We start from the raw sequence: 23,653 nt of genomic DNA, 5'->3' as shown, positions 1-23,653 counted from the left end.
CGACGCTCACCCGTGGTGCGGCAGGGCCGCATCTGTCAGCTCGAGGACCTCCACGCAGTCGCCGTCGATCGTCAGGGTGGCCTCGCCGTGCGCGCGGGTGCGGCCGCGGTTGACCACCGCGACGGGCGTGCCGGTGGTCACCGCACGTCGTACGAACCGGTATCCGGACCGGACGGTCAGGGAGGAGCCGACGACGACGAGGACGTCAGAGGAGTCCACGAGGTCGTTCGCCGCGTGGACACGGGAGGCGGGGACGTTCTCTCCGAAGTAGACGATGTCCGGTTTGAGGACTCCCGAGCAGGCCCGACAATCGACCATGCGGAAGTCGGAGGTCTCGGCCAGGACGGCGTCGGCATCCGGCGCCACCTCGATCGCCCCGCGGGAGGTCACGCGTTCGATGAAGCCGGGGTTGAGGCGTTCGAGCTGTTCGTGCAGAGCCCACCGGCTCTGTCGCAGGCCGCAGTCCAGGCAGATGACCACGGCGTAGGTCCCGTGCAGGTCCACGAGCCGGCGGTTGCCCGCCTTGAGGTGCAGCAGGTCCACGTTCTGGGTGATCACCCCGGTGACGAGGCCGCGCCGCTCCCAGTCGGCGAGCAGGAGGTGCGCCGCGTTGGGCCGCGCGGCCTCCATGTGCCGCCAACCGAGGTGATTGCGCGCCCAGTAGTGCCGACGGAACGCGGGGTCGCCCACGAACTGTTGGAACGTCATCGGGGTCCGGCCGGGCGAATCGGGCCCGCGGTAGTCGGGGATGCCCGACGGGGTCGAGATGCCGGCGCCGGTGAGCGCCACCGCCCGCCGGCCCCGGAGGAGTTCGGCGAGTGCGGCCGCGCGGTCGGGCAGGTCCGGATCCGCCTCCGTGCGCTCGGCCGGCGTCCAGGCGGTCTCACGGATCCTGACCATCTACAGGCCCCCGGGCCCCGAGGGGTCGTGCGCGCACACCACGTCGAGGGTGTCGCGGCGACGCCGGGCCAACCCGGCGAGCCTGGCGTGCGTCAGGGACACCGCGCCCGGTTCCAGGGCCAGGGCGCGTTCCAGGACGGGGATCGGCCGCGGCACGCGACCCGTCGGACCGATCTGTCCCCGGTGGTAGAAGGCGTCCCCGGCGTGGAGGAGGTCCTTGTCGTCGTCGTTGCCGTGGACGCGGCCGTGGTCACCGCCACCACCGCCGCGGCCGCCGCCGGGCACGAACACCCCGGCGTGACCCACCGCGTGGCCCGGCAGGTCCACCAGCATCATCCCCTCGGCGACGTGGTCCAGGGGGTGCGCCCGGAAGCCCTCCCACCGGTCGGTCCCGTAGGAGTACTCGACGAACCGCGGCCCGTGCGACCACTGGGGGCGGCGGTACCGGCGGCGCTCGACGAACCGCGGCGTGCGCACCGCCCACGTCAGCGCCTGGGCGGCGACGTGCACCTGTGCCTCCGGGAAGTCGGCGAGCCCACCGATGTGGTCGGCGTCCATGTGGGTCAGCACTATGTGCCGCACGTCCCGCGGATCCAGGCCCAGCGCCTCGATGCGGTGGACCGCGGTCTCGCCGGTGCGCAGCGCCGGGCGCAGCGCGTGACGCATCGCACCGAGGCGGCCGGCCGGATCGGCGATGTCCTGCAACCCGATCCCGGAATCCACCAGCACGAGCCCGTCCGGGGCCTCCACGAGCAGGACGCGCGTCGGTACGAGGCCCCCCATCGTGCCGCAGTTGAGCTGGTGGATCCGCATGGGAGAAACGGTACCGACCGACGGTAGGGTGCGTGGCATGGCCGCAGGTGGAGTGCTCGATCCACGACCGGTGGTCCGCGTCGAGCGGCAGCGCGACGCGGGCGTGGCCGAGTGGGTCGATCCCGTGGCGGCCGGGGCGGGGCGGTGGCCGTACTCGATCCCGGCGGTGGCCCAGCTGTTGCGCGAGGGACTCGAACTCGATGATCTCACCGTGCTCGTGGGCGAGAACGGCGCCGGCAAGTCGACGATTGTCGAGGCCGTCGCCATGGCGTACGGACTCGGCGCCGAGGGCGGGTCGGTCAACGGCCGTGACGTCACCTGGGAGTCGGAGTCCCCGCTGCACGACTCACTGCGGCTGGTCCGGGGCGGGGGCGCGTCGAAGTGGGGGTATTTCCTGCGCGCCGAGACCATGCACGGCATGTTCACCTACCTGCAGTCCTCGGGCCCGGAGCAGGACTTCCACTCGCGAAGCCACGGCGAGGCCTTCTGGGACATCGTCACCACCTCGCGGTTCTCCGGCGGCGGGTTGTTCGTGCTGGACGAGCCCGAGGCGGGGCTGTCCTTCGACGCCCAACTCAGGCTGGTCGCCCTGCTGCTCGAGCTGGCCGACCGGCGCGGGGCGCAGGTGCTCATGGCCACCCACTCGCCGATCCTGGCCTCGGTGCCCGGCGCCGCGGTGTACGAGCTCTCCGACGCCGGGATGCACCGGACCCGCTGGGAGGATCTGGCGATGGTCGACCACCACCGGCGCTATCTCGACGCGCCGGAACGGTATCTGCGCCACCTGCTGGAGTGACCGGGCACACTGGGGCGCATGAGCCGCTCTGAGTCCCGAACGCACCGCACCACCGGCGAGGCCCGGCCCGTCCACCCCGTCTACCCGGAGTGGCAGCCGCCATCGGCGTCACGGGCGGCCAACACCGGACCGCTTCCCGCGCCGGAGCCGGGCTTCACCCCGGACGTGATCGTCGTGGGGCACGGTCTGTCCGGACTGGTCGCCACCCACGAGGCGACCCGCGCGGGCAAGAAGGTGCTCGTGGTGGACCAGGAGAACGAGAAGAACCTCGGCGGTCAGGCGTTCTGGTCCCTCGGCGGACTGTTCCTCGTGGACACCCCGGAGCAGCGGCGGATCGGGATCTCCGACTCGCTCGAATTGGCGTGGCGGGACTGGCTCGGCTCCGCCGGGTTCGACCGGCCGGAGGACCACTGGCCGCGGCAGTGGGCGCGTGCCTATGTCGAGTTCGCCGCAGGGGAGAAGCGGCGGTACCTCCACGACCTGGGCCTGCGGATCATCCCCACCGTCGGCTGGGCCGAACGCGGCGGCGGCGACGTGGCCGGGCACGGCAACTCCGTCCCGCGCTTCCACGTGACCTGGGGGACCGGGCCCGAGGTGGTGCGGGTGTTCGAGGAACCCGTCCTGGAGGCCGCCCGGGCCGGGCTCGTGCGCTTCGCCGTACGTCACCGGGTGGACGAGATCGTGGTCGAGGACGGTCGCGCCGTCGGCGTGCGCGGCGCGACCCTCGTGCCCTGCGACCACGACCGGGGTGTGGCCTCTCCGCGCGAGGAGACCGGCGCGTTCGAGTTCCGGGCCGGGGCGGTGCTCCTCGCCTCCGGCGGTATCGGCGGCAACCCCGACCTCGTTCGTCGGTACTGGCCCGCGGACCGGCTCGGCGACGCTCCCGAGCGCCTGATCCTGGGGGTGCCCGAGCACGTGGACGGCCGGATCCTGGAGATCTCCGCGGTGGCCGGGGCCAACCTCATCAACCGGGACAGGATGTGGCACTACACCGAGGGCGTCGAGCACTACGCGCCCGTGTGGCCCTCGCACGCGATCCGCATCATCCCCGGGCCGTCCACCCTGTGGCTGGACGCGAACGGCGACCGGATGCCGGTACCGCTGTTCCCGGGGTTCCACACCACGGCGTCCATCGAGGCCATCCGCCGCACCGGCCGGGACTACTCCTGGTTCATCCTCGACTCCGCCATCGCCGGCAAGGAGTTCATCCTCTCCGGCTCCGAGCAGAACCCCGAGCTCACGGACAAGAGCATCAAGAAGTTCGCCTCCAAGGCCGGCAGCGGACTGCCGCCGTCGATCGCCGAGTTCGCCGAGAAGGGCGTCGACTGGGTGGTCGCGGACACCCTCGAGGAGATGGTCGCCGGCATGAACTCGCTGCTGCGCGACGGGGAGCCGGAGCTCGACGTGGAGCGGGTGCGCGAGTTCGTCCTGGCGATGGACGGGCAGATGGACAACCCGTTCGCCAAGGACGCCCAGGTACAGGCCATCCACAACGCCCGGCGCGTCCTCACCGACAAGCTCACCCGGATGGCCAAGCCACACCGGCTGCTCAGGGACTCGGGGCAGGGCACGGGCTCGGCGGCCGGCTCCGGCGGCCCGCTCATCGCGGTCAAGGTGCACCTCATGACCCGCAAGACGCTCGGCGGCATCGAGACGACCCTCGACTCCCAGTGCCTGACCCGCGACGGCGAGCCCTTCCCGGGCCTGTACGCGGCGGGCGAGGTCGCCGGCTTCGGCGGCGGCGGCGTGCACGGGTACAACTCGCTGGAGGGGACGTTCCTCGGCGGGTGCATCTTCTCCGGGCTCAAGGCGGGCCGGGCGATGACGCGGGAGGCCTGATCGGCGCGGGCGGCGGCGAGGAGCGGTCTGCCGGAGCTGGTGCTCGGGCTCGTCGCCAGCGCCACGTTCGTCGGCTACCTGGCCGGCCTGCTGCTCGCGGGACCCCTGGCGGCCCGGCGTGGACCGCGCGCACCGACCACCGTGGGCGGGGTCTGCGGCGCGCTCGGTGCCGCCATCGTGGTGACCGCGCAGTCGCCGTGGCTGCTCGCGGTGGGCCCGGTGCTGGCCGGCAGCGCGGGTGGCTGGGTCTGGGCGCCGTACTCGGACATAGTCACCCGGACGGTGACCGCCCGCCACCAGCCCAGGGCCCTGGCGATGATCACCACCGGCACGGGCGTCGGGCTGATCGCCCTGGGCGGGCTGGCCGTCCTCGCCGTCCAGGGATCCTGGCGTCTGGTGTGGGCGGGGGTCGCCGCGGCCGCGGTCGTCAACCTGCGCCTGGTACCGCGGACCGACCCGGTGGCGCGCCCGCGGGGTCAGCGCGGGCTCGCGGACCTGGCCAGGGTCCTGCCCGTGCCCGCCGGCTACTCGGTCGTCTACTTCGCGGTCGTCATCATCTACTTCACCTACGCCTCCGACGTCCTCGACCGCACGGACCTGCCGGAGCTCGCCGTCCCGGTGGCCTACGTCCTGATCGGTGCCAGTGGCCTGACGGCACTGGCGACCGGCGCCATGGCGCAACGGTGGGGCAGTGCCCGGGTCGCGGCGATGTGCCTGGTGACCGTCGCGGTCTCGTTGGCGCTGCTGGGTCAGGCGGGGAACTCCCTGGTCGCGACGGTGATCTCCGCCTGCGTCTTCGGTGTGGGGTACATGACCGGTTCGGCGGTCCTCGCCGTGTGGACGGCGGAGCTGGCCCACGATCGCGCGGGGGCGGCGTTCACGGCGTGCCTGGTGGTGGGCGCCGTGAGCTCCGTGATCGCGCCGGCGCTCGCCGGGGCCGTCATACCGTCCCTGGGCCTCGGTGCACTACTGCTCGCCTCCGCCGCGGTCTCGGGGGTCAGCGGTGTCGTGCTGCTCCGGGCCCCCGGAGCCCCACGACGGTCGCCCGCGCCCGCCGAGTGACCACCGGAATTTGCGATTCCGATGTGGGCCGGGTACCGGTCCGCGAGTGTGGCGGGTATGCGGGATGCGCACGAGATCATGGACCTGTTCGACCCCTCGAGGACCTCGCCGGGAATCGAGCGGGTGGGGGACTCGGGCTTCTACGCCGTCCGGTCATGGGACCTGATCGTGGAGGCCGCGAGCAGGGTCGAGGACTTCTCGTCCAACCTCACCGCGACGATGGTGGTGGGCCCTGGCGGGGAGGTGACCGAGTTCCCCGTCGCCGAACTCGGATCCCCCGTCCACGCGCTGGCAACCGCTGACGGGCAGGTGCACCGGGCCCACCGGAGCGTGGTCGCGTCGTCCCTCTCCCCGCGCACACTGCGAGCCTGGCGGCCCTTCGTCGACCGCCGACTGCGCGAACTGTGGGCGGACGGCTGGCGAGACGGCGGGATCGACTGGGTGGCGGACATCGCCGAACGTCTCCCGCCCGCCGTCATCGCGGAACTCATGGGACTGCCGCCACAGGATGCCGACCGCCTGTGGGAGTGGGCGTTCGCCAGCACGAGGATGTTGGACGGGATGGTCACGGCCGACGAGCTCGACGACTCGCTCCGGTCGGCAGGGGAGCTGGTCGACCACCTCTCCGCCGCTGTGACCGCGGCGGAGGCCGGGCAGGGCGCCTCGGTGCTCGGGGCACTCGCCCGTGAGCTGGAGCGTGGCGAGATCTCCCACGACGCCGCGGTGCAGGTCCTCGTCCAGCTCGTGGCGGCGGGTATCGAATCCACCGTGGGCCACCTGGGCACCCTGGTTCGGCGCCTGGGGCAGCACCCGGAGCACCTCGACAGACTCCGGTCGGACCCGGGGCGCCGCTCGTCGTTCATTGAGGAGACCCTCAGAACGGATGCGCCCTTCCGGGGGCACTGCCGCCACGTCACCACGGACACCGAACTCGGTGGGACCGCTCTCGCCGCGGGCACCCACCTCTTCCTCCTCTGGGGAAGCGCCAACCGGGACCCCCACCGGTACGGGGACCCGGACCGGTTCGGACCGGACCGCGATGAGGGCTCGCACCTGTCGTTCGGGCGCGGCATCCACTTCTGCCTGGGTGCGGCCCTGGCGCGCATGGAATCCCGCGCCGCACTCGACTTCCTCCTCGAGATCGGAGGGGACCTCGAGATCGACGTCTCGCGGACCGAATGGCACCAGAGTCTTCTGGTCCGTCGCCTCCGGAGCCTCCGACTCACCGTGTGAACCGGAGGTCCTCGGCGAACGGGCCCGGCGAGGGCGCTCACCCGTCGCGGGTCACCCCTTCCGTCGGGTCCTCCTCGTCCGCTACGCGCGCCCCCGCCGCGACTCGCCGCTCCCGCGCCTGTCGGCGCCCCCGCAGTACGCCGAGTTCATAGGTGGCCAGCACGATGAGCCACAGCGCGGTGATGGGGATGACGAACCAGAGCATGGCGGCGCTGAACGGATCCAACGCGTCGTGGTCGGCCGCCTGCAGCACCACGTAGACGACGTACGCGGCGTAGAAGCCGGTGAAGAGCAGTCCCTCCCACCGCTTGATCGCCATACCGGTGAAGGCGATCGGGAGCAGGGCCAGCGAGACGGCGAGCATGATCGGCAGGTCGAAGCGGACGGCCCCGGGGGCGACGTCGATGGGCGTGATGAGCGAGGTCATCCCGAGAACGGCACCGATGTTGAACATGTTGCTACCGACGATGTTGCCGATGGCCAGGTCCCGTTCGCCGCGGATCGCCGCCACCACGCTCGTGGCGAGCTCCGGTAGCGACGTCCCGACCGCCACCACCGTGAGACCGATGACCAGGTCACTCATTCCCCATGCCGACGCGAGATCACTCGCCGCCGCGACGAGTAGTCGCGCGCCGACCACCAGCAGAGCCACACCGACGACCACGAAGACGCTGCTGACCAGAACCGGGTGTGACGACGCGACGCCGGACGACCGCGTCTCGCCCGCGCTGGCGCCACCCGCGTCGCCATCACCCGCGCCGTCGACGGCGGCGTCGCCACCACCGGGGCCGTCAGCGACCGGGTCCTCCGGTGCCGCGGCGACCCGGCCTCCATCCTGCTTGCGCGAGATGACGATCGTCGCCACCACATACGCCACGAGGCCGGCGAACAACAGCAGACCGTCGAGGAAGCTGATCGTGCCGTCGAGTGCCACCAGCAGCGCGACCACCGAGAACAGCACCATGATGGGGATGTCGACCCGCACGATGCGGGACGTCGCCACCAGCGGGGCAACGATCGCTGTCAGTCCAAGGATGAGCAGGATGTTCGCGATGTTGCTGCCCACCACGTTGCCGACGGCCAACCCCGGGTATCCGCTCAGCGCGGCGTCGACGCTCACCGCGAACTCCGGCGCGGAGGTCGCGAAGGCGACGACGGTGAGTCCCACCACCAGCGGGGAGATCCCGAGGGTCGCGGCCAGACCGCCGGCGCCTCGCACCAGCACCTCGCCGCCGCCGATGAGCAGGACGAATCCCACCGCGAGAGCGAGCACCGTGAGGGCGCTCATGACGGGTCCGACCGGATCGTGGTGAACCCCGGCCCGGCCGACGGTGACGGTCTCGTTGAGTTACCCATGGGTCGATGATCCCGTGCCGGACTCCGGTCTGTCGATGCGCGGGCGGCGACCTCCCTGGACATCACACCTAGCCGGACATCACACCTAGCCGGATGTGGCCACGGCCAGGGGCAGGACGGCGGGAACCCCGGAGGAGCGGAGATGCCGGGCCGCCTCGGTGATCGTCCACCCCGTCCCGAGCAGGTCGGTGACCAGCAGGACGGGGCCCTCGGACGGTGTCGACGGGCCGGAGAACGTGCCCCACAACTGAGCCACGCGGTACGCGGAGTTCTGGGCCGTCACCGCGGGAAGGGCCGGATCGCGGGAGATCTCCCCGAGATGTTCCATGCGACCCATCTGCGCCAGGGCATGGGCGAGAGTGGTGACCAGCTGCGGGTGCTCGCCGGTGAGGAGGGCGGCCACGCCGGTGGGCCGGTCGGCCCATCCCCACTCGCGGAGGACGGGAATACACGCGCGTGCGAGCCAATCCGGAGCGTCCTGGTCGGGCTCGGCGAGCAGGGCGCGCAGCTTCTGGCCCAGGCCGAGATCGGTCAGGCGGGCCAGAGCCCGGCCCTCGGCGGGGCCGTCGGCGATCTTGCCCTTGAGCGGGACATCGAGCTTGGCGAGGCCGGTGGGCCACTGGCGGCGGGGCGGCAGGACCACGCCGGGCCGTTCGAGGGCCTCGCGGGCGCGGGTCAGGGCCCCGGAGTCGACGTCCGTGGTGCGGCGCTGACCCGTGCAGTTGTCGCAGCGACCGCAGCCGTCGGAGGCCGGGTCGAGGGTGGGGTCGTCGAGCTGGCCGCGGAGGAACTCCATGCGGCAGGACCCGGTGCGCTGGTACTCCAGCATCGCCTGCTGCTCGGACTGCCGTGCCTCCGCCAGCCCCGCGTACCGCTCGGCGTCGTAGTGCCACGGCCGCCCGGTGGCCACCCAGCCACCCCGGATTCGCTGGACCGCGCCGTCGACGTCGAGGACCTTGAGCACCATCTCGAGCCGGTTGCGGCCGAGGTCGACTGCGGGTTCGAGCGCCTGCGTGGACTGCGGTCGGTCGGGCTCCAGCGCGTCGAGGACCCGCCGCACCACGTCCTCGGGCGGGAACGCCAGGGAGGCGAAGTGATTCCAGATCGCGCGGTCCTCGGGCCCGGGCAGCAGGACCACCTCGGCGCGGTCGGCGGCACGCCCGGCGCGGCCGATCTGCTGGTAATAGGAGATGGGGGAGGGCGGGGCACCCAGGTGGACCACGAAGCCCAGGTCCGGCTTGTCGAACCCCATGCCCAGCGCGGAGGTGGCGACCAGGGCCTTGACCTCGTTGTCGAGCAGCGCGCGCTCCAGCTCCTCGCGTTCACCGGCGTCGGTGCGACCGGTGTAGGAGCTGACACGGTGCCCGGCCGAGGTGAGCAGTTCGGCCATGTCCTCGGCCGCCGCGACCGTGAGGCTGTAGATGATGCCGCTGCCCGGCAGCGACTCGAGGTTCTCCACGAGCCAGGCGGCGCGCTTCTCCGAGTCGTCGATATCCACCACCGACAGCCGCAGCGACTCGCGGTCCAGTCCGCCTCGCAGGACGAGGGTGTCCTCCGAGGCGGACTCACCGACCCCGAGCTGCTGCGCGACATCGCGGACCACCCGGTCGTTGGCCGTGGCCGTGGTGGCCAGGACCGGCACGCCCTGGGGCAGATCGGCGAGGAGCGTGCGGATACGCCGGTAGTCCGGCCGGAAGTCGTGACCCCAGTCCGAGACGCAGTGGGCCTCGTCCACCACCACCAGGCCGGCGTCCGCCGCGAGCGCGGGCAGGACCGTGTCGCGGAAATCGGGGTTGTTGAGACGCTCCGGGCTCACCAGCAGTACGTCGACCTCACCGGCCCGGACCGCCGAGCGGACCTCGTCCCACTCGGTCATGTTGGCCGAGTTGATGGTGGCCGCCCGCACCCCGGCCCGGGCGGCGGCCTCGACCTGGTTCCGCATGAGCGCGAGCAACGGCGAGACGATCACGGTGGGGCCCGATCCCAGCTCGCGGAGCAACCGGGCGGCGATGAAGTACACCGCCGACTTGCCCCAGCCGGTGCGCTGGACCACCAGCGCGCGCCGCCGGTCCGCCACCAGGGCCTCGATGGCGACCCACTGGTCCTCGCGCAGGACGGCGCCCGCCCCGGCGAGAGCGCTGAGCAGTTCGTCGGCGCGGGCCCGGAGCGCGGCCCGGTCACCGGGGGCCCGGTCCCCGGTGGCCGGGTCGTCGGAAGAGGGACGGTCCGCTGTCGAGGTCATGGGCCCATCGTGCCCCACCGCTCCGACAGCTCCCCTGCGGAGCGGAGCCCGGGAGCGTTTACTCGGTCCCGTGACCAGTGGTGGGCAGGGAATCGCGGGGCAGGTCGAGCGGGCGACGGACCGACTGTCGCGGCGGCGGGTCGGGGTCGTGATGGCTGCCGGGCCACCGGGCGGTGTCCACACCGCCACCCGCGGGGACACCGGTCGGGGCGCCACCCCGGACGCCCACACGCTCTTCGAGATCGGCTCCATCACGAAGGTGTTCACCGCCCTTCTGCTGGCCGACGGTGTCGTCCGGGGGCAGTGGCGGCTGGACACCCCGGTCCGGGACCTGCTCCCCACCGGCACGGACCTGCCGGGTGGTGACGACGACCCGATCACGCTGCAGCACCTCGCGACCCACACCTCCGGGCTCCCCAGGACGCCCGGCCGGCTGGGGCTCCGGGAGAACCTCGCCTACGTGCGCACGGGTGCGGATCCCTATGCGGACCTCACGGAATCGGACGTCCTCGCCGGACTCCGTGGCCTCCGCCCGCGTCGGCACCCGGGGCAGGGCACGCCGAAGTACTCGAATCTCGGCTCCGGCCTTCTCGGCATCGCGATGACCAGCGCGACCGGGGCCGACTTCGGGGCGCTCGTCCGCGACCGGATCTGCGGACCACTGGGCATGCCCGACACCGTGACCGAGGATCAGATGACCGACGAGCAGCGGCGGCGGACGGCCCTTGGGCACCGCAGCCGCCGCCGCGGCGCCGAACCGTGGCCGCTGCGCGGAATGCCGGGCGCGGGAGCGCTGCGCTCCACGGCGGCCGACATGACGCGGTTCCTCGCCGCGCACCTCGATCCGTCGACCACCGACCTCGAGGACGCCGTCCGACTCACGCAGGCCACGCCGCCGTCCGGGCCCGAACGGATGGGGCTCGGGTGGCATCGCGCCGGCCCGGGCACCCTGTGGCACAACGGCGGCACCGGCGGGTTCCGGTCGATCGCCGTCGTCGACACCGTCGGCGGGACCCTTGCGGTCACCCTCGTCAACCAGACCAGGGGAGCCGATCTGCCCACCTTCCGCCTCCTCCGCGCCATCGGCCCGTGACCGCCGCGTTCCGCCGGCCCGGCGGCGGCCGCCCTCGTCGTCGTCGTCCTCCGCGACATATGTCGCTCCCTGCGGCCATACTGGGCCGCATGGCTCAGACATGGAAGCAGATCGTGGAGGCAGACCCCGAGCACTCCCGGCGGTACGCCCGACGGTGGGACGACATGGTGGCCGAGGGAGTGGACATCGACGGCGAGGCGCGGCTGATCGACGCGATGGTCCCGCGCGGTGCCCGGATCCTCGACGTGGGCTGTGGTCAGGGGCGCACCGGCGCCTACCTGCACTCGCGTGGACACCGCGTCACCGGCGTCGACCTCGACCCGCACCTGATCGAGCGCGCGCGGGAGCTGTGCCCCGAAGCGTCGTGGGAGGTCGCGGACCTGGCCGACGAGGGCTGGCCCCGCGGGCCGTTCGACCTCGCCGTGTCGGCGGGCAACGTCCTGGCCTTCGTCGACCCCGCCAGCCGCGGCGCCGTGCTCACCAACCTCGCCGCCCGCCTCGCCACGGCGGACGAGGGCGCCGAGGGGAGGGCCGGCCGCCTGGTCGTGGGCTTCGGGCTCGACCGGGGCTGGACCCGGGAGGAGTTCGACCGCGACGCCGACCGCGCCGGGCTGCGGGTGCAGCAGCGCTGGTCGACGTGGGATCTGTTGCCGTTCGACGACGACAGCGGCTTCATGGTCACCGTCCTCGTGCGCAGCGACGGGGCCGCCTCGTGAGCTCCGCGGCGTGGACCGTCGACGACCTGCCCGACCTGACCGGGAAGACCATCGTGGTCACGGGCGGCACCAGCGGCATCGGGAAGGAAGCCGCGCGTGAACTCGCGCGCCGGGGCGCCCACGTCGTGCTCCCGTCCATCACCCGCGCCGAGGGGGAGGCGGCGGCCGCGGAGATCGGCGGCTCCACCGAGGTCCACGAGCTGGACCTGAGTGACCTGCACGCCGTGCGGGAGTTCGCGAGCTCGTACACGGACCCCGTCGACATCCTGCTGGACAACGCCGGTCTGATGAGCAAGACCCGGCGGGAGACTGCGGACGGCTTCGAGCTGCACTTGGGGGTCAACGCCCTCGCGCCGTTCCTGCTCACCGAACTCCTGCTGCCCCGAATCCGGGAGCGGGTGGTGATCACGGCCTCCATGGCCCACGCCAAGGGGCGGATCGACTTCGCCGACCCCCACTTCCGACAGCGCCCCTACTCGATGGCGGCGGCGTACGCGCAGTCGAAGCTGGCGTGCATGCTCTGGGGACTCGACCTGCAGACCCGTCTCGCCGCCGCGGGCTCCGCGGTGGACGTACAGCTCGCGCACCCCGGGTTCGCCGCCACCTCGATCCTCGACCCGACCTCGTTCCCGCCGGTCAATGCCGTGCTCAACCTGCTCGGCCGGCGGATCGTGCCCACGGCCGCCGATGGGGCACGCCCGCTGCTGTACGCGGCGACGGAGGATCTGCCGCCGGCGTCGTACATCGGACCGACGGGTTTCCGACAGATCGCGGGCCCGCCCGGACCCGGCGAGCGATCGGGCCCTGCCGGGGACCCGGACCTGGCCCGCCGATTCCGGGAGTTCGCCGTGCGCGAGACCGGGGCCGTCCCGACGGTCTGACTCGTCGGAAGTGGCCCCGCCGGCCGCATCGGTAAGCTGGAACGCATGACAGCCAGCCACCTCGACGCTTCCGACCTCACTGGCCAGACGGACGCCGGGCCCGCCGCGGACCCGACCCGCGACGCCGTTCACGACGCCGCCCGCCGGGCCCGGTCCGCCTCGCGCGAACTGGCCCTGCTCACCGCGGACCGCAAGAACGCACTGCTGCAGGCGGCCGCCGACGCCCTCGTGGTGGCGGAGTCGACGATCCTCGAGGCCAACGCCCGGGACCTCGCCGAGCAGTCCGAGGCCGGTATGGGCGAGGCCATGCTCGACCGGCTGAGGCTCACCGCCGAGCGGATCGAGGGCATCGCCGGCGGCCTGCGTCAGGTGGCCGGTCTGGCGGACCCCGTCGGCACCGTCACGCGTGGCTCAACCCGCCCCAACGGGCTGCAGTTGCGACAGGTCCGAGTCCCGCTCGGGGTGGTCGGGATGATCTACGAAGGTCGCCCCAACGTCACCGTCGACGCGTTCGGGCTCGCCTTCAAATCGGGCAACGCAGCACTGCTGCGGGGGTCGCGCTCGGCCCGCAACTCCAATGAGGCGTTGGTCGAGGTGCTGCGCGGTGTCCTCGCGGAGCACGGCCTGCCCGTGGACGCGGCCCAGCTCCTGCCGTCCGATGACCGGTCGTCGGTCACCCACCTCATCCAGGCGCGCGGTCTGGTGGACGTCGTCATCCCCCGCGGCGGCGCTGGTCTGATCCAGACCGTGGTGGAGAACGCCAAGGTCCCGGCCATCGAGACCGGCACCGGCAACTGTCACCTCTACATCCATGGAGACGCGGACCTGGACGAGGCCATCAGCCTGCTGCTCAACGGGAAGACCCGTCGCTGCAGCGTCTGCAACGCCACCGAGACGGTGTTGCTCGATTCCGCCCTCGGCGACGCGGCCGTGGACCGCGTCGTGGGGGCGTTGAGGACGGCCGGCGTCACCGTCCACGGCGACCGCGAGGGCCTCGTCCCCGCCGACGACGTCGACTGGGGCGAGGAATACCTCAGCATGGACATCGCGCTCAAGGTGGTCGACGGGGTGGACGAGGCGATCGAGCACATCGACCGCTGGTCCTCCGGACACACCGAGGCCATCTCCACCCGCAGCATCGACGTGGCAGACCGGTTCTGCGCCCGCGTCGACGCGGCGGCGGTGATGGTCAACGCCTCCACCGCCTGGACCGACGGGGAGATGTTCGGCTTCGGCGCCGAGATCGGTATCTCCACCCAGAAACTCCACGCCCGCGGCCCGATGGGGCTCGAGGAACTGACCAGCACGAAGTGGATCGCCCACGGCAAGGGGCACGTGCGGCCGTAGAGGCACTCGCGCCCGCGCCGCCCGCCGGCCCGCCACCGACGACCCCGAACCGAAAAGGACCCACCCGATGGACCGAGCCCGCACCGCCCAGCGACCCGCATTCGAGAGCATCGACCACGTCATCGAGGCCCTCGGTGGACAGGGGTACCTGGCCGACCGATCGACCGCGACGGTGGTCTACCTCGCCGACCGGTTGGGCAAACCGCTGCTCATCGAGGGCCCGGCCGGTGTCGGCAAGACGGAGCTGTCGAAGGCCGTCGCCGCCGCCACGGAGGCCGAACTCATCCGCCTGCAGTGCTACGAGGGCGTGGACGAGGCCCGTGCGCTCTACGAGTGGAACCACGCCAAGCAGATCCTGCGGATCCAGGCCGGGCAGGGCGAGGGGTGGGACTCCACGCGCGACGACGTGTTCGCCGAGGAGTTCCTGCTGTCCCGGCCGTTGCTCACCGCCATCCGGCGCAGCGAGCCCACCGTCCTGCTCGTCGACGAGGTCGACAAGGCCGACATCGAGATCGAGGGCCTGCTGCTGGAGGTCCTCAGCGACTTCGCGGTGACCATCCCCGAACTCGGGACCATAGAGGCCACCCGACGCCCGTTCGTGGTGCTCACCTCCAACGCGGCCCGCGAGCTGTCCGAGGCGCTCAAGCGGCGGTGCCTCTACCTGCACCTGGACTTCCCGACGCCCGAGCTGGAGCGCAAGATCCTCGCCTCCCGGGTGCCGGAACTCGACGACCGGTTGGCCGAGCAGCTCGTACGCGTGGTGGGCGTCCTGCGCGCGATGGCGCTGAAGAAGGTGCCGAGCGTGTCGGAGACGATCGACTGGGGTCGCACGCTCGTGGCGCTGGGCCTGGACACCATCGACGACGAGGTGGTCCTGCAGACGCTCGGCGTGGTGCTCAAGCACCAGTCCGACCAGCTGCGCGCGGCCGCCGAGCTCCGGCTCAACTAGGGCCGTGGGGGACAGGGAGGTGGGTGGAATGACCGAGAGGGCCCCGGGCGGGATGTCCGGTCACCTCGTCGACTTCGTCGACGCACTGCGCCGCAAGGGCATCCCCGTCGGCCCGAGCGAGGCCGTGGACGCCGCCGCGGCGATGGTGCACGTCGACCTGCTCGACCGCGCCGCGCTGCGCGAGGCGCTGGCCTCGACGATCCTGCACAAGTCCACGCACCGTGGGGTATTCGACCAGCTCTTCGACCTGTGGTTCCCGGCCGCCGTGGGGTCCCACACCGCGGGCGACGCGGTGACGCTCGAGGTGGAGATCCCGACCGACGACGACGGTAAGGTGGATCCGGACGCACTGAACGAGCTCATCGCGTCGCTCCTGCTCGAGGACACCGAGGAGTCGCGGGCCAAGGCCCGGGCGTTGGCGGAACTCCTGGTCGAGCAGCTCGGGTCATACGACTCGGTGAACGGACCGCGCTACTCCGCCTACCAGGCACTGAGCCCGCTCGACACCAACTCGATCATGCAGCGGATCCTGGACGGGCTGCTCGGCGCCGACCCCTTCGACCCGGACGGTTCCCAGCGGCACGCCGAGAAGACGGCGGCCGCCAACTCGGCCGCCGACCTGGTCCGCGGCTTCCTGCGGGAGGTCGCCGACGAGACCCGCCGCCGTACCGCCGAGACCGTGGGCCGCGACCGCGTCGCACAGTACGCGGTGGGGCCCGCGGCCGAACAGGTCGACTTCCTGCGGGCCAACGACCAGGACCTGCAGGCACTGCGCCGCAGGGTGGGTCCGCTGGCCAGGCAGCTGGGCAGCCGCCTGGCGGCCCGCCGACGTCGTCACCGGCACGGTGCGATCGACATGCGCAAGACCATGCGTCGGTCCATGTCCACCGGCGGCGTCCCCGTGGAACTGGTGCTGCGCAAGCCCCGCCCGGCACGGCCGGAGCTGGTCGTGTTGTGCGACGTGTCCGGCTCGGTGGCCGGGTTCAGCCACTTCACCCTCCAGTTGGTGCACTCGCTCCGTGAGCAGTTCTCCCGGGTGCGGGTGTTCGCGTTCGTCGACACCACCGACGAGGTGACCTCGTTCTTCGAGACCGGGTCGGACCTCGGCTCCGCGATGAGCCGGATGGTCCGCGAGGCCGAGATCGTCACCTATGACGGTCACTCCGACTACGGTCACGCGCTGGCGGGCTTCGCGGACCGGTACGCCCACACCCTGACCAGGACGGGGTCGCTGCTCATCCTGGGGGACGGCCGCAACAACTACCGGGATCCGTCCGTCGAGGCACTCGAGTTCGTCAGCGAGCGGGTCGGACACACCCACTGGCTCAACCCGGAGCCCAAGCGGCAGTGGGGGACCGGCGATTCGGCCGCCAGGCTGTACTCCCAGTACGTCCCCATGCACGAGTGCCGAAACGTCGAACAGCTCACGACGGTCGTCGCGAGCCTGCTCCCCGTGTGAGTGATCGCGGCGGCGGGGCGCGGCAGACGACTGGGCGCCACCCCCGACCGATAGACTCACCGACCATGACCACGACGGGGACCACCGACGGCGCTCGACGCCGTATCGGAGTGATGGGCGGGACCTTCGACCCCATCCATCACGGTCACCTCGTCGCGGCCAGCGAGGTCGCCCACCGGTTCGGTCTCGACGACGTGGTGTTCGTCCCCACCGGCGAGCCGTGGCAGAAACGGGGCCGGGAGGTGTCCCCGGCCGAGGACCGGTACCTGATGACGGTCATCGCCACGGCCTCCAACCCGCGATTCTCGGTGAGTCGCGTCGACATCGACCGCGACGGGCCGACCTACACGCTCGATACGCTCAAGGACCTGCTGCGCCAGCACCCGGACACCGATCTGTACTTCATCACGGGCGCCGACGCGCTGGAGAAGATCCTCACGTGGCGCGGGTGGGAGGAGATGTTCGACTTCGCCACGTTCGTCGGGGTCTCCCGGCCCGGGTTCGAACTGTCCGACACGCACCTCACCGAGATCCGGGACGGGCGGGTCCACCTGCTCGAGATCCCCGCGCTGGCCATCTCGTCCACGGAGTGCCGCCGCCGGGCGGCCGAGGACGCGCCCGTGTGGTATCTCGTGCCGGACGGTGTCGTGCAGTACATCGCGAAACGCAATCTCTACCGGCCCGAGGGCTCGACCCGCCTGGACGGCACCCCCGCAGCGACGGCCCCGGTACACCGGGTGCCCGTCCCCACCGAACCCCACCCCGAGGAGAATCCCCAGTGACCGCAAGCCCCGAGGCCCTTGAGATGGCCGCCATCGCGGCCCGCGCCGCCGACGACAAACTGGCGACCGACATCGTCGTCATCGACGTCTCCGGCCAGCTCATCATCACCGACTGTTTCGTCCTGGCGTCCGCCGACACGGAGCGGCAGGTCAACTCCGTCGTCGACGAGATCGAGGACAAGCTGCGCGAGGCCGGCCACAAGCCGCTGCGTCGTGAGGGCACCCGTGAGGGCCGGTGGGCGCTGCTCGACTACAACGAGCTGGTCGTGCACGTCCAGCACGTCGACGAGCGCGACTACTACTCGCTCGACCGCCTGTGGAAGGACTGCCCGGTCGTCGAGATCGAGGGCGTCGAGACGTCGCGACGGTCCGCTGACGACGCCGGCAACGCCGACGACTCGCTCGCGCCGGAGGAGCCACAGCGGGATCAGGAGCTCTGAACCACCCGGTGACCCGACGTCTCATCCTCCTGCGTCACGGCCAGACGCACTACAACGCCTCGTTGCGGATGCAGGGACAGCTGGACACCGAGCTCAGTGAGCTGGGTGAGCGGCAGGCCCACGCCGTCGGCCGCGTGCTGGCACCGCGTCGCCCGTGGACGATCCTGTCCTCGGACCTGCAGCGGGCGCACGAGACGGCGAAGGCGTTGGCCACCGAGGTGGGATTGGACGTCCGCACCGACCCGCGGCTGCGGGAGACGCACCTGGGCACGTGGCAGGGCATGAGCCACTCGGAGGTCGACGGGCAGTGGCCCGACGCCCGGGTCCGGTGGCGCAGCAGTCCCCGGTGGTCACCGCCGGAGGGCGAGAGCCGTCTGGACGTGGCGCGGCGGACCCGAGAGGTCGTCGACGAATTGGTCGAGGCGTCGCCCGACTGGAGCGAGCACCCCGCCGTGATCGTCGCCCACGGCGGCGCGATAGCGGCCCTGACCGCGTCGCTGCTCGAGCTGCCGGTGGAGCAGTACTCGGTGTTCAACGGACTCGGCAACACCTGCTGGGTGCAGCTGTCGGCGCATGTCCGCCCCGAGGGCACGGCCGCGCAGCTTCCCGAGCCCGAGGTCGGCCCCACCACCGAGGCCGCCCGAGGTGTCCTGTGGCGCCTGGACCAGTGGAACGCCGGCATCACGCCCCCGGTGGGCTCGTCATGACGATCCGCCTGGTCACCGACTCGAGTGCCGACCTGCCGGCCGAGTGGGTCCGCGAGTTCGGCATCACGGTGGTGGGTCTGCACGTCGTGGAGGAGAACGACCGCGCGGTGTCCACGGCCGCGGTCACGCCCGACGAACTGGCGGAGATCTACGAGGAACTGCTCGCGGATCCCGACTGCACAGGGGTGGTGTCGGTGCACCTGTCCCGCGAGCTTTCGCGTACCTGGCAGTCGGCGGCCGACGCCGCGACCAGATTCGGGGGCCGGGTGCTGGTCTCGGACTCCCGCGGAGCGGGCATGGCGTTCGGGGCCGCCGTCGCGCAGTGCGCGTGGGCGGCGGGAAACGGGCTCGGTCTGTCCGCGACCTACGAACTCGCCGAGCGGCTCTGCCGGGGAGCCTCGACGTACGCCGCACTGGAGTCACTCGAGAGTCTGCGCAGAGGCGGCCGGATCAGTGCGCTCGCCGCGCTCTTCGGTAGCGCCCTGGCCATGCGCCCGGTGATCGTGCTGCGCAACGGATCGGTGGACCTGGCGGCCAAGGCCCGCACCACCACCAAGGCGCATGCGCGACTGCGATCCCTGCTGCGCGACGACGTGGCGCGCGGTGACGTGCTGGTGGTGGTCCACCACCACCAGGCGCGCGAGCGGGCAGAGGAGATGGCCACCGAGATCCGCAAGGAGACCCAGTTCCCGGAGCGGGTCATGATCGTCGAATTCGACGAGGTCCTCGCCTGGCACCTGGGGCCGGGAACAGTGGGTGTCTCGGTGACGGACCTGGTCGACACCGAATTCCCCATCCTTCCCCCCTCTCCACAGCCGGCGGACTGACGGCCGCGATCGGGGCCACCGCGGGGGATGTGCCGGGCTAGCTTCGCGCCATGCGAACCGAGACCCCGGCACGATCCGGCGGCCCCGTCGACTCCCACCGGGACCCTGCGCGGGCGGCCGCCCTGCACCGACTCGCCAGCGCACTCTCGCCGCCGGACGCCGACCGTCCTGCCGCGGTCGATCAACGTCCGGCCCCGGGCGACGCCCCTCCGGCAACCGGTGGTGGGCCCGGCCGGCCGGCCGCGGTGCCGTGGGCCGACCTCGACCCCGCAGGTGACCGGCCGGAGCGGATCCCGCCGCAGTACCCGGATGCGGCCGCCTGGGCCGACCCGCCGTGGTGGGGTCGCATCCGGTGGGCGCCCGACCGGCTCGCCGGGATCGCCCTGGTGATGCTCGTGCTGGGTCTCGGCGCGTTCTCCGTGCACCGTCTGATCTCGTCCGTCCCCGAGGGGCCTGCGGTGCCCGACCTCCCGTTGGCGCAGGTGGGGGAGCCTGACGCCGATCCCGCCGATCCCGCCGACGCGGCCACTGACGAGGGCGGCGCCTCGACCCGGCCCGCCCCGCCGTCCCCGGGGTCGGGGAGCGGGGAAGCGGGTACCGCCGGGGAACCGCTCGTCGTCTCCGTCGTCGGGCTGGTCGGCCGCAGCGGACTGGTCACCCTCGCGCCCGGCGCGCGCGTCGCCGACGCGCTCGACAGCGCGGGAGGTGTCCTGGAAGGCGGGGACCGGGACGGGCTCAACCTGGCGCGCAAGGTCTCCGACGGCGAACAGATCCTCGTCGGGTCGGCCCCCGGCCCGGACGGACCGAGAGGTCCGCGCAGCGACATCATCGGACCGGGCCCCGGCCCGGGGCCGGGTTCTGGTGCGGGGCCGGGAACGGCGGGGACCGGCGCGCCAGCGGGCGGCACACCGGATCCGGGAACAGGCGGGGGTCTGGTTGATCTCAACACCGCCGACGCAGCGGCGCTCGAGTCGTTGCCCGGCGTGGGGCCGGTGACCGCGTCGTCGATCCTGGCGTGGCGGGCCGCGAACGGGTCGTTTACCAGCGTCGACCAGCTGGTGGAGGTCGACGGTATCGGGCCGGCGACCCTGGCACGGCTCCGGCCGCTGGTCACGGTGTGAGCGACCCGGTCGACACGTCACGGCGCCGGATCCCTTCGGCGCGGGATCTGCGGCTGGTCGTGCCGACGCTCGCCGTGTTCGCGGCCACGGCCGCAACAGGCGGTGTCCGCCCGGCTCTCGCCGCCGCCGTCGCGGTGGTGCTGGCGGCGACCGCGGTGGTCGCCGCGCTGTGGTCCGTCGGCGGGTCGACCGGTTCCGGGCACGGGGTGCGTGAGCGACTCGACCGCGCCGCGCTGGGCGTCCTCGCGGTGGTGTGCGCGACGGGCGCGGTCGCGGCGGGGGTACAGGCCGCCCGGGTGCACGCCCTGTCCGCGCACCCGCTGAACGATCTGGTGGGCGCGCGGACAGGGGTACAGGCGGTGGTGACCGGGTTCGACCGGCCGATCCGCGGCGGCGGGGTGATGGTGCCGGTCCGGGTGGAGTCCACCGGGTCGGGGAGCTCGGCGCGCGAGGCCGAACTCGACGTGGTGCTGCTGGCCCGCGACGGCTGGCGGGGGCTCCCGCCGGGGACCCGGGTGGAGGCATCGGTGGCGGTGGTGGAGCCGCGATCCGCGGGAGAACCACCTGCACTCCGGGCGCTGTCCCCGCCCCGCGTGACGGGCCCACCCGGATGGTCCGGACGGATCCCGGCGGCGGTGCGGGAGCGGCTCCGGCAGGTCTCCGGCCGCGCACTCGAGGGAGAGGCCGCCGGGCTGCTCCCCTCCTTCGTCCTGGGCGACGAGGGAGGAGTCTCCGCCCGGACCCGGGACGAGTTCCGAGCGGCGGGGCTGGCGCATCTCGCGGCGGTCTCGGGCGCCAACACCGCCTACGTCGTGGGGGCGGTCCTGCTCGCCGCGGCGGCCCTCGGGGTGGGGCGACGCGGGCGGATCGTGGCGGCAGGACTCGCCCTGGGCGGGTTCGTGGCCGTGGTCGGCCCGGAGCCGGCCGTTCTGCGGGCCGCCGGCACCGGGGCCATCGGTCTGGCGGCGCTGGGCGCCCACCGCACCGGCCGCCCGCTGGCCGCCCTGGCGGCGGTGGTCCTCGTCGTCGCCCTCCTCGATCCCGCCACCGCCACCGGGACGGGCTTCGTCCTGTCCGTCACCGCGACCGCCGCTCTCGTACTGGCCGCGAGGCCGGTGGCCCTGCGGATCCGTCGACCGTGGATGCCCGGCCCGGTCGCCGACATCCTGGCGGTCTGCGTCGTCGCCCACCTGGCGACGCTTCCGGTGCTCGTGGCCTCGGGGCTGGGTCAGGGGCCGTGGGCCCTGCCAGCGAACATCGCCGTCGCTCCGGCCGTCCCGTTAATCACCGTGCTCGGTACGGCGGCGGCCACGCTCGGTCCGGTGTGGGAGGGCGGTGCGGTCCTGCTCGCCGCGGCCTGCGCCCCCGCACTGTGGTGGCTCGAGACCGTCGCCGACATCGCTGCCGGGCTGCCGGGCTCGCCACCCGTCATGCCCGGGTGAGAAGCTCCTGGTCGCGCACCAGGTCGAGCGACAGCGTTCGGTAGCCCTGTTCCTCGAAGAACACGGTGAGCCGGTCGTCGTCGACGCTCATGACGATCCCGGATCCCCACTCGCGGTGCACGACCGCGGACTGCAGGGGGAAGTCCGCAGCGTCGTGGGTGAGGTCGACCGCGGTGCCGGCGTCGCAGGTGTCGCAGTTCTCGCACGGGTCCGCGAGCTCCTCGCCGAAGTAGCCGAGCAGGAACTGGCGCCGGCACCCGTCGGTCTCGGCGTATCCGCGCATCATCCCGATCCGCGAGCGATCGATCCGCTCGAACATCTCCGAGGTCTCCTCGGCCCGCCGGACCGCCTCCTTGGGCCGCACGTCCTCGACGAGTTCCAGCCCTTTCCGGCCGGACTCGACGAGGGCCGCTGCCTCGAGCAGATTGACCGCGCCCGTGACACGCCTCGGGCCGAAGTCGAGGGACTTCTTCAACCGGGTCAGCCGTACCGGGCCGTCGGCGCGACGCAGGTGCTTGATGACCGCGCGGATGACCTCCTCGTCGGCACTGTGCGACGAGAAGAAGCTGCGCAGGCCGAGGTCCTCGCTGCGGTAGTGGAGTTCGATCGTCGCCGGCTCGCGGTCGCGTCCGGCCCGTCCCGCCTCCTGGTAGTACGTGTCGAGTGAGTCGGGGATGTCGGCGTGCAGGACGAACCGCACGTCCTCCTTGTCGATCCCCATCCCGAACGCACTCGTCGCCACCACCACGTCGAGGCCACCGTCGAGGAAGGCGCCCAGCGTCTCCTCCCGGTCGGCCGACTTCTGGCCGGCGTGGTAGGCACGGACCCTCAGCGGGCGATCCGAGTCGGCCGCTCGTGCGGCGATCCGCTCGGCGTACTCCTCGGTGGACCGGCGGGTGGCGGTGTAGACCAGGCCGGGGCCGGCGAGTTCGACGGCCCGCTCCACGACCGCGTCCTTTTTGCCGTCGTCCTCGACGTGCCTTCTCACCGCGAGGTGCAGCTCCGACCGGTCGAACCCGCCGGCCAGCACCAGGGCGTCGGTCATGGCGAGTCGGTCGACGATCTCCTCGCGGACCGGGGTCGAGGCGGTGGCGGTGAGCGCGATGACGGTGGGGGACCCCATCCGGTGGCGGGCGGCGTCCAGCCGCAGGTAGTCGGGCCGGAAGTCGTGGCCCCAGGCGGAGACGCAGTGCGCCTCGTCGACCACGAGGAAGCTCGGCCCGGCCGCACGGATCCGTTCGAGGACCTCGCGTTTGGCCAGCTGCTCGGGGGTGAGGAACACGAAGTGGACGCGCCCCGCGACGACCTCGTCCCAGGCCTCCGCCTGCTGTCGCACGCCCATCGAGGAATTGATCGCCAGCGACCGGGTGGGCGCGGAGTCCGCCATCGAGTTCAGCCCCTCGCACTGGTCGCTCTGCAACGCGATGAGCGGAGAGACCACCACACACGGCCCGTCCGCCATGATCCCGGCGAGCTGGTAGATGGCCGATTTGCCGTAGCCGGTGGGCAGCACCGCCAGCACGTCGCGACCACCCACCGCCGCCTCGATCGCCTCGGCCTGCAGCGGGCGCAGGTCGTCCCAGCCGAAGACGCGGCGCGCCACCTCGTGGGGATCGGTGGCCTCGGCCCGGGTCGTCGTCACGTGTGC

Annotated in this window: 21 protein-coding genes; 16 read left to right on the top strand and 5 right to left on the bottom strand. The window is 72.4% G+C overall.

Annotated elements, in window-relative coordinates; genetic code table 11:
* Positions 1 to 6: 6 nt before the first annotated feature.
* Both NR111_RS10050 and NR111_RS10045 read right to left on the bottom strand, forming a co-directional pair.
* The gene (locus NR111_RS10050) at positions 7 to 900 is read right to left on the bottom strand and encodes a Sir2 family NAD-dependent protein deacetylase (RefSeq protein ID WP_256820702.1); all 894 of its coding nucleotides are present in this window, start codon (positions 898 to 900) and stop codon (positions 7 to 9) included.
* Positions 901 to 1,713, bottom strand: a complete 813-nt coding sequence (locus NR111_RS10045) for an MBL fold metallo-hydrolase (RefSeq protein ID WP_256820701.1) — start codon at positions 1,711 to 1,713, stop codon at positions 901 to 903.
* Positions 1,714 to 1,750: 37 nt separating this feature from the next.
* On the opposite strand from NR111_RS10045, the gene NR111_RS10040 reads away from it, so the two are divergent.
* Genes NR111_RS10040 through NR111_RS10025 form a run of 4 tightly spaced genes read left to right on the top strand, consistent with a single transcriptional unit; the run spans position 1,751 to position 6,643 of the window.
* On the top strand, positions 1,751 to 2,509 hold the full coding sequence (locus NR111_RS10040; RefSeq protein WP_256820700.1) for an AAA family ATPase: 759 nt from the start codon (positions 1,751 to 1,753) through the stop codon (positions 2,507 to 2,509).
* A gap of 18 nt (positions 2,510 to 2,527) precedes the next feature.
* Positions 2,528 to 4,348, top strand: a complete 1,821-nt coding sequence (locus NR111_RS10035; protein WP_256820699.1) for an FAD-binding dehydrogenase — start codon at positions 2,528 to 2,530, stop codon at positions 4,346 to 4,348.
* Between the two features lie 27 nt (positions 4,349 to 4,375).
* A complete protein-coding gene (locus NR111_RS10030; protein ID WP_067719707.1) occupies positions 4,376 to 5,410 on the top strand; it encodes an MFS transporter in 1,035 nt (344 codons plus the stop codon).
* Between the two features lie 57 nt (positions 5,411 to 5,467).
* Complete coding sequence (locus NR111_RS10025; RefSeq protein ID WP_067719929.1) at positions 5,468 to 6,643, top strand: cytochrome P450; 1,176 nt, start codon at positions 5,468 to 5,470, stop codon at positions 6,641 to 6,643.
* 37 nt (positions 6,644 to 6,680) lie between these two features.
* On the opposite strand, the gene NR111_RS10020 is transcribed toward NR111_RS10025, so the two are convergent.
* Complete coding sequence (locus tag NR111_RS10020) at positions 6,681 to 7,931, bottom strand: calcium/sodium antiporter (RefSeq protein WP_067719705.1); 1,251 nt, start codon at positions 7,929 to 7,931, stop codon at positions 6,681 to 6,683.
* A 153-nt stretch (positions 7,932 to 8,084) separates the two neighbouring features.
* Positions 8,085 to 10,241: an ATP-dependent DNA helicase RecQ gene (locus NR111_RS10015; RefSeq protein ID WP_256820698.1), complete on the bottom strand. Its 2,157-nt coding sequence runs from the start codon at positions 10,239 to 10,241 to the stop codon at positions 8,085 to 8,087.
* 70 nt (positions 10,242 to 10,311) lie between these two features.
* Between NR111_RS10015 and NR111_RS10010 the strand changes: the two genes are divergently transcribed.
* The 12 genes from NR111_RS10010 to NR111_RS09955 all read left to right on the top strand — a co-directional run bounded on the left by NR111_RS10010 (position 10,312) and on the right by NR111_RS09955 (position 22,005).
* Positions 10,312 to 11,334 carry a serine hydrolase domain-containing protein gene (locus tag NR111_RS10010; protein WP_256820697.1) on the top strand — a complete coding sequence of 341 codons (1,023 nt, stop codon included), beginning with the start codon at positions 10,312 to 10,314 and terminating at the stop codon, positions 11,332 to 11,334.
* 89 nt (positions 11,335 to 11,423) lie between these two features.
* Positions 11,424 to 12,050 carry a class I SAM-dependent methyltransferase gene (locus NR111_RS10005; protein WP_256820696.1) on the top strand — a complete coding sequence of 209 codons (627 nt, stop codon included), beginning with the start codon at positions 11,424 to 11,426 and terminating at the stop codon, positions 12,048 to 12,050.
* The gene (locus tag NR111_RS10000) at positions 12,047 to 12,931 is read left to right on the top strand and encodes an SDR family NAD(P)-dependent oxidoreductase (protein WP_256820695.1); all 885 of its coding nucleotides are present in this window, start codon (positions 12,047 to 12,049) and stop codon (positions 12,929 to 12,931) included. Before NR111_RS10005 ends, NR111_RS10000 begins: the two co-directional genes overlap by 4 nt.
* A 45-nt stretch (positions 12,932 to 12,976) precedes the next feature.
* A complete protein-coding gene (locus NR111_RS09995) occupies positions 12,977 to 14,278 on the top strand; it encodes a glutamate-5-semialdehyde dehydrogenase (protein WP_256820694.1) in 1,302 nt (433 codons plus the stop codon).
* Positions 14,279 to 14,345: 67 nt separating this feature from the next.
* Positions 14,346 to 15,227, top strand: a complete 882-nt coding sequence (locus tag NR111_RS09990) for a MoxR family ATPase (protein ID WP_067719692.1) — start codon at positions 14,346 to 14,348, stop codon at positions 15,225 to 15,227.
* 28 nt (positions 15,228 to 15,255) lie between these two features.
* Positions 15,256 to 16,686 carry a VWA domain-containing protein gene (locus NR111_RS09985; protein ID WP_256820692.1) on the top strand — a complete coding sequence of 477 codons (1,431 nt, stop codon included), beginning with the start codon at positions 15,256 to 15,258 and terminating at the stop codon, positions 16,684 to 16,686.
* 65 nt (positions 16,687 to 16,751) lie between these two features.
* A complete protein-coding gene (gene nadD, locus NR111_RS09980; protein WP_256820691.1) occupies positions 16,752 to 17,468 on the top strand; it encodes a nicotinate-nucleotide adenylyltransferase in 717 nt (238 codons plus the stop codon).
* On the top strand, positions 17,465 to 17,908 hold the full coding sequence (gene rsfS, locus NR111_RS09975) for a ribosome silencing factor (RefSeq protein WP_120286302.1): 444 nt from the start codon (positions 17,465 to 17,467) through the stop codon (positions 17,906 to 17,908). Before nadD ends, rsfS begins: the two co-directional genes overlap by 4 nt.
* An 8-nt stretch (positions 17,909 to 17,916) precedes the next feature.
* Complete coding sequence (locus NR111_RS09970; protein ID WP_256820690.1) at positions 17,917 to 18,615, top strand: histidine phosphatase family protein; 699 nt, start codon at positions 17,917 to 17,919, stop codon at positions 18,613 to 18,615.
* Entirely contained in the window at positions 18,612 to 19,442 is an 831-nt protein-coding gene (locus tag NR111_RS09965; protein ID WP_256820689.1) for a DegV family protein, read from the top strand. The genes NR111_RS09970 and NR111_RS09965 overlap by 4 nt, the downstream gene beginning before the upstream one ends.
* A 50-nt stretch (positions 19,443 to 19,492) precedes the next feature.
* Complete coding sequence (locus NR111_RS09960) at positions 19,493 to 20,563, top strand: ComEA family DNA-binding protein (RefSeq protein WP_256820688.1); 1,071 nt, start codon at positions 19,493 to 19,495, stop codon at positions 20,561 to 20,563.
* Positions 20,560 to 22,005, top strand: a complete 1,446-nt coding sequence (locus NR111_RS09955) for a ComEC/Rec2 family competence protein (RefSeq protein ID WP_256820687.1) — start codon at positions 20,560 to 20,562, stop codon at positions 22,003 to 22,005. Before NR111_RS09960 ends, NR111_RS09955 begins: the two co-directional genes overlap by 4 nt.
* On the opposite strand, the gene NR111_RS09950 is transcribed toward NR111_RS09955, so the two are convergent.
* On the bottom strand, positions 21,992 to 23,647 hold the full coding sequence (locus tag NR111_RS09950) for a RecQ family ATP-dependent DNA helicase (RefSeq protein ID WP_256820686.1): 1,656 nt from the start codon (positions 23,645 to 23,647) through the stop codon (positions 21,992 to 21,994). The genes NR111_RS09955 and NR111_RS09950 overlap by 14 nt on opposite strands.
* Positions 23,648 to 23,653: the final 6 nt, after the last annotated feature.

Source organism: Dietzia sp. Die43, assembly GCF_024519835.1.
Taxonomy (GTDB): Bacteria; Actinomycetota; Actinomycetes; order Mycobacteriales; family Mycobacteriaceae; genus Dietzia; species Dietzia kunjamensis.
This window is presented reverse-complemented; position numbering and strand designations above follow the sequence as displayed.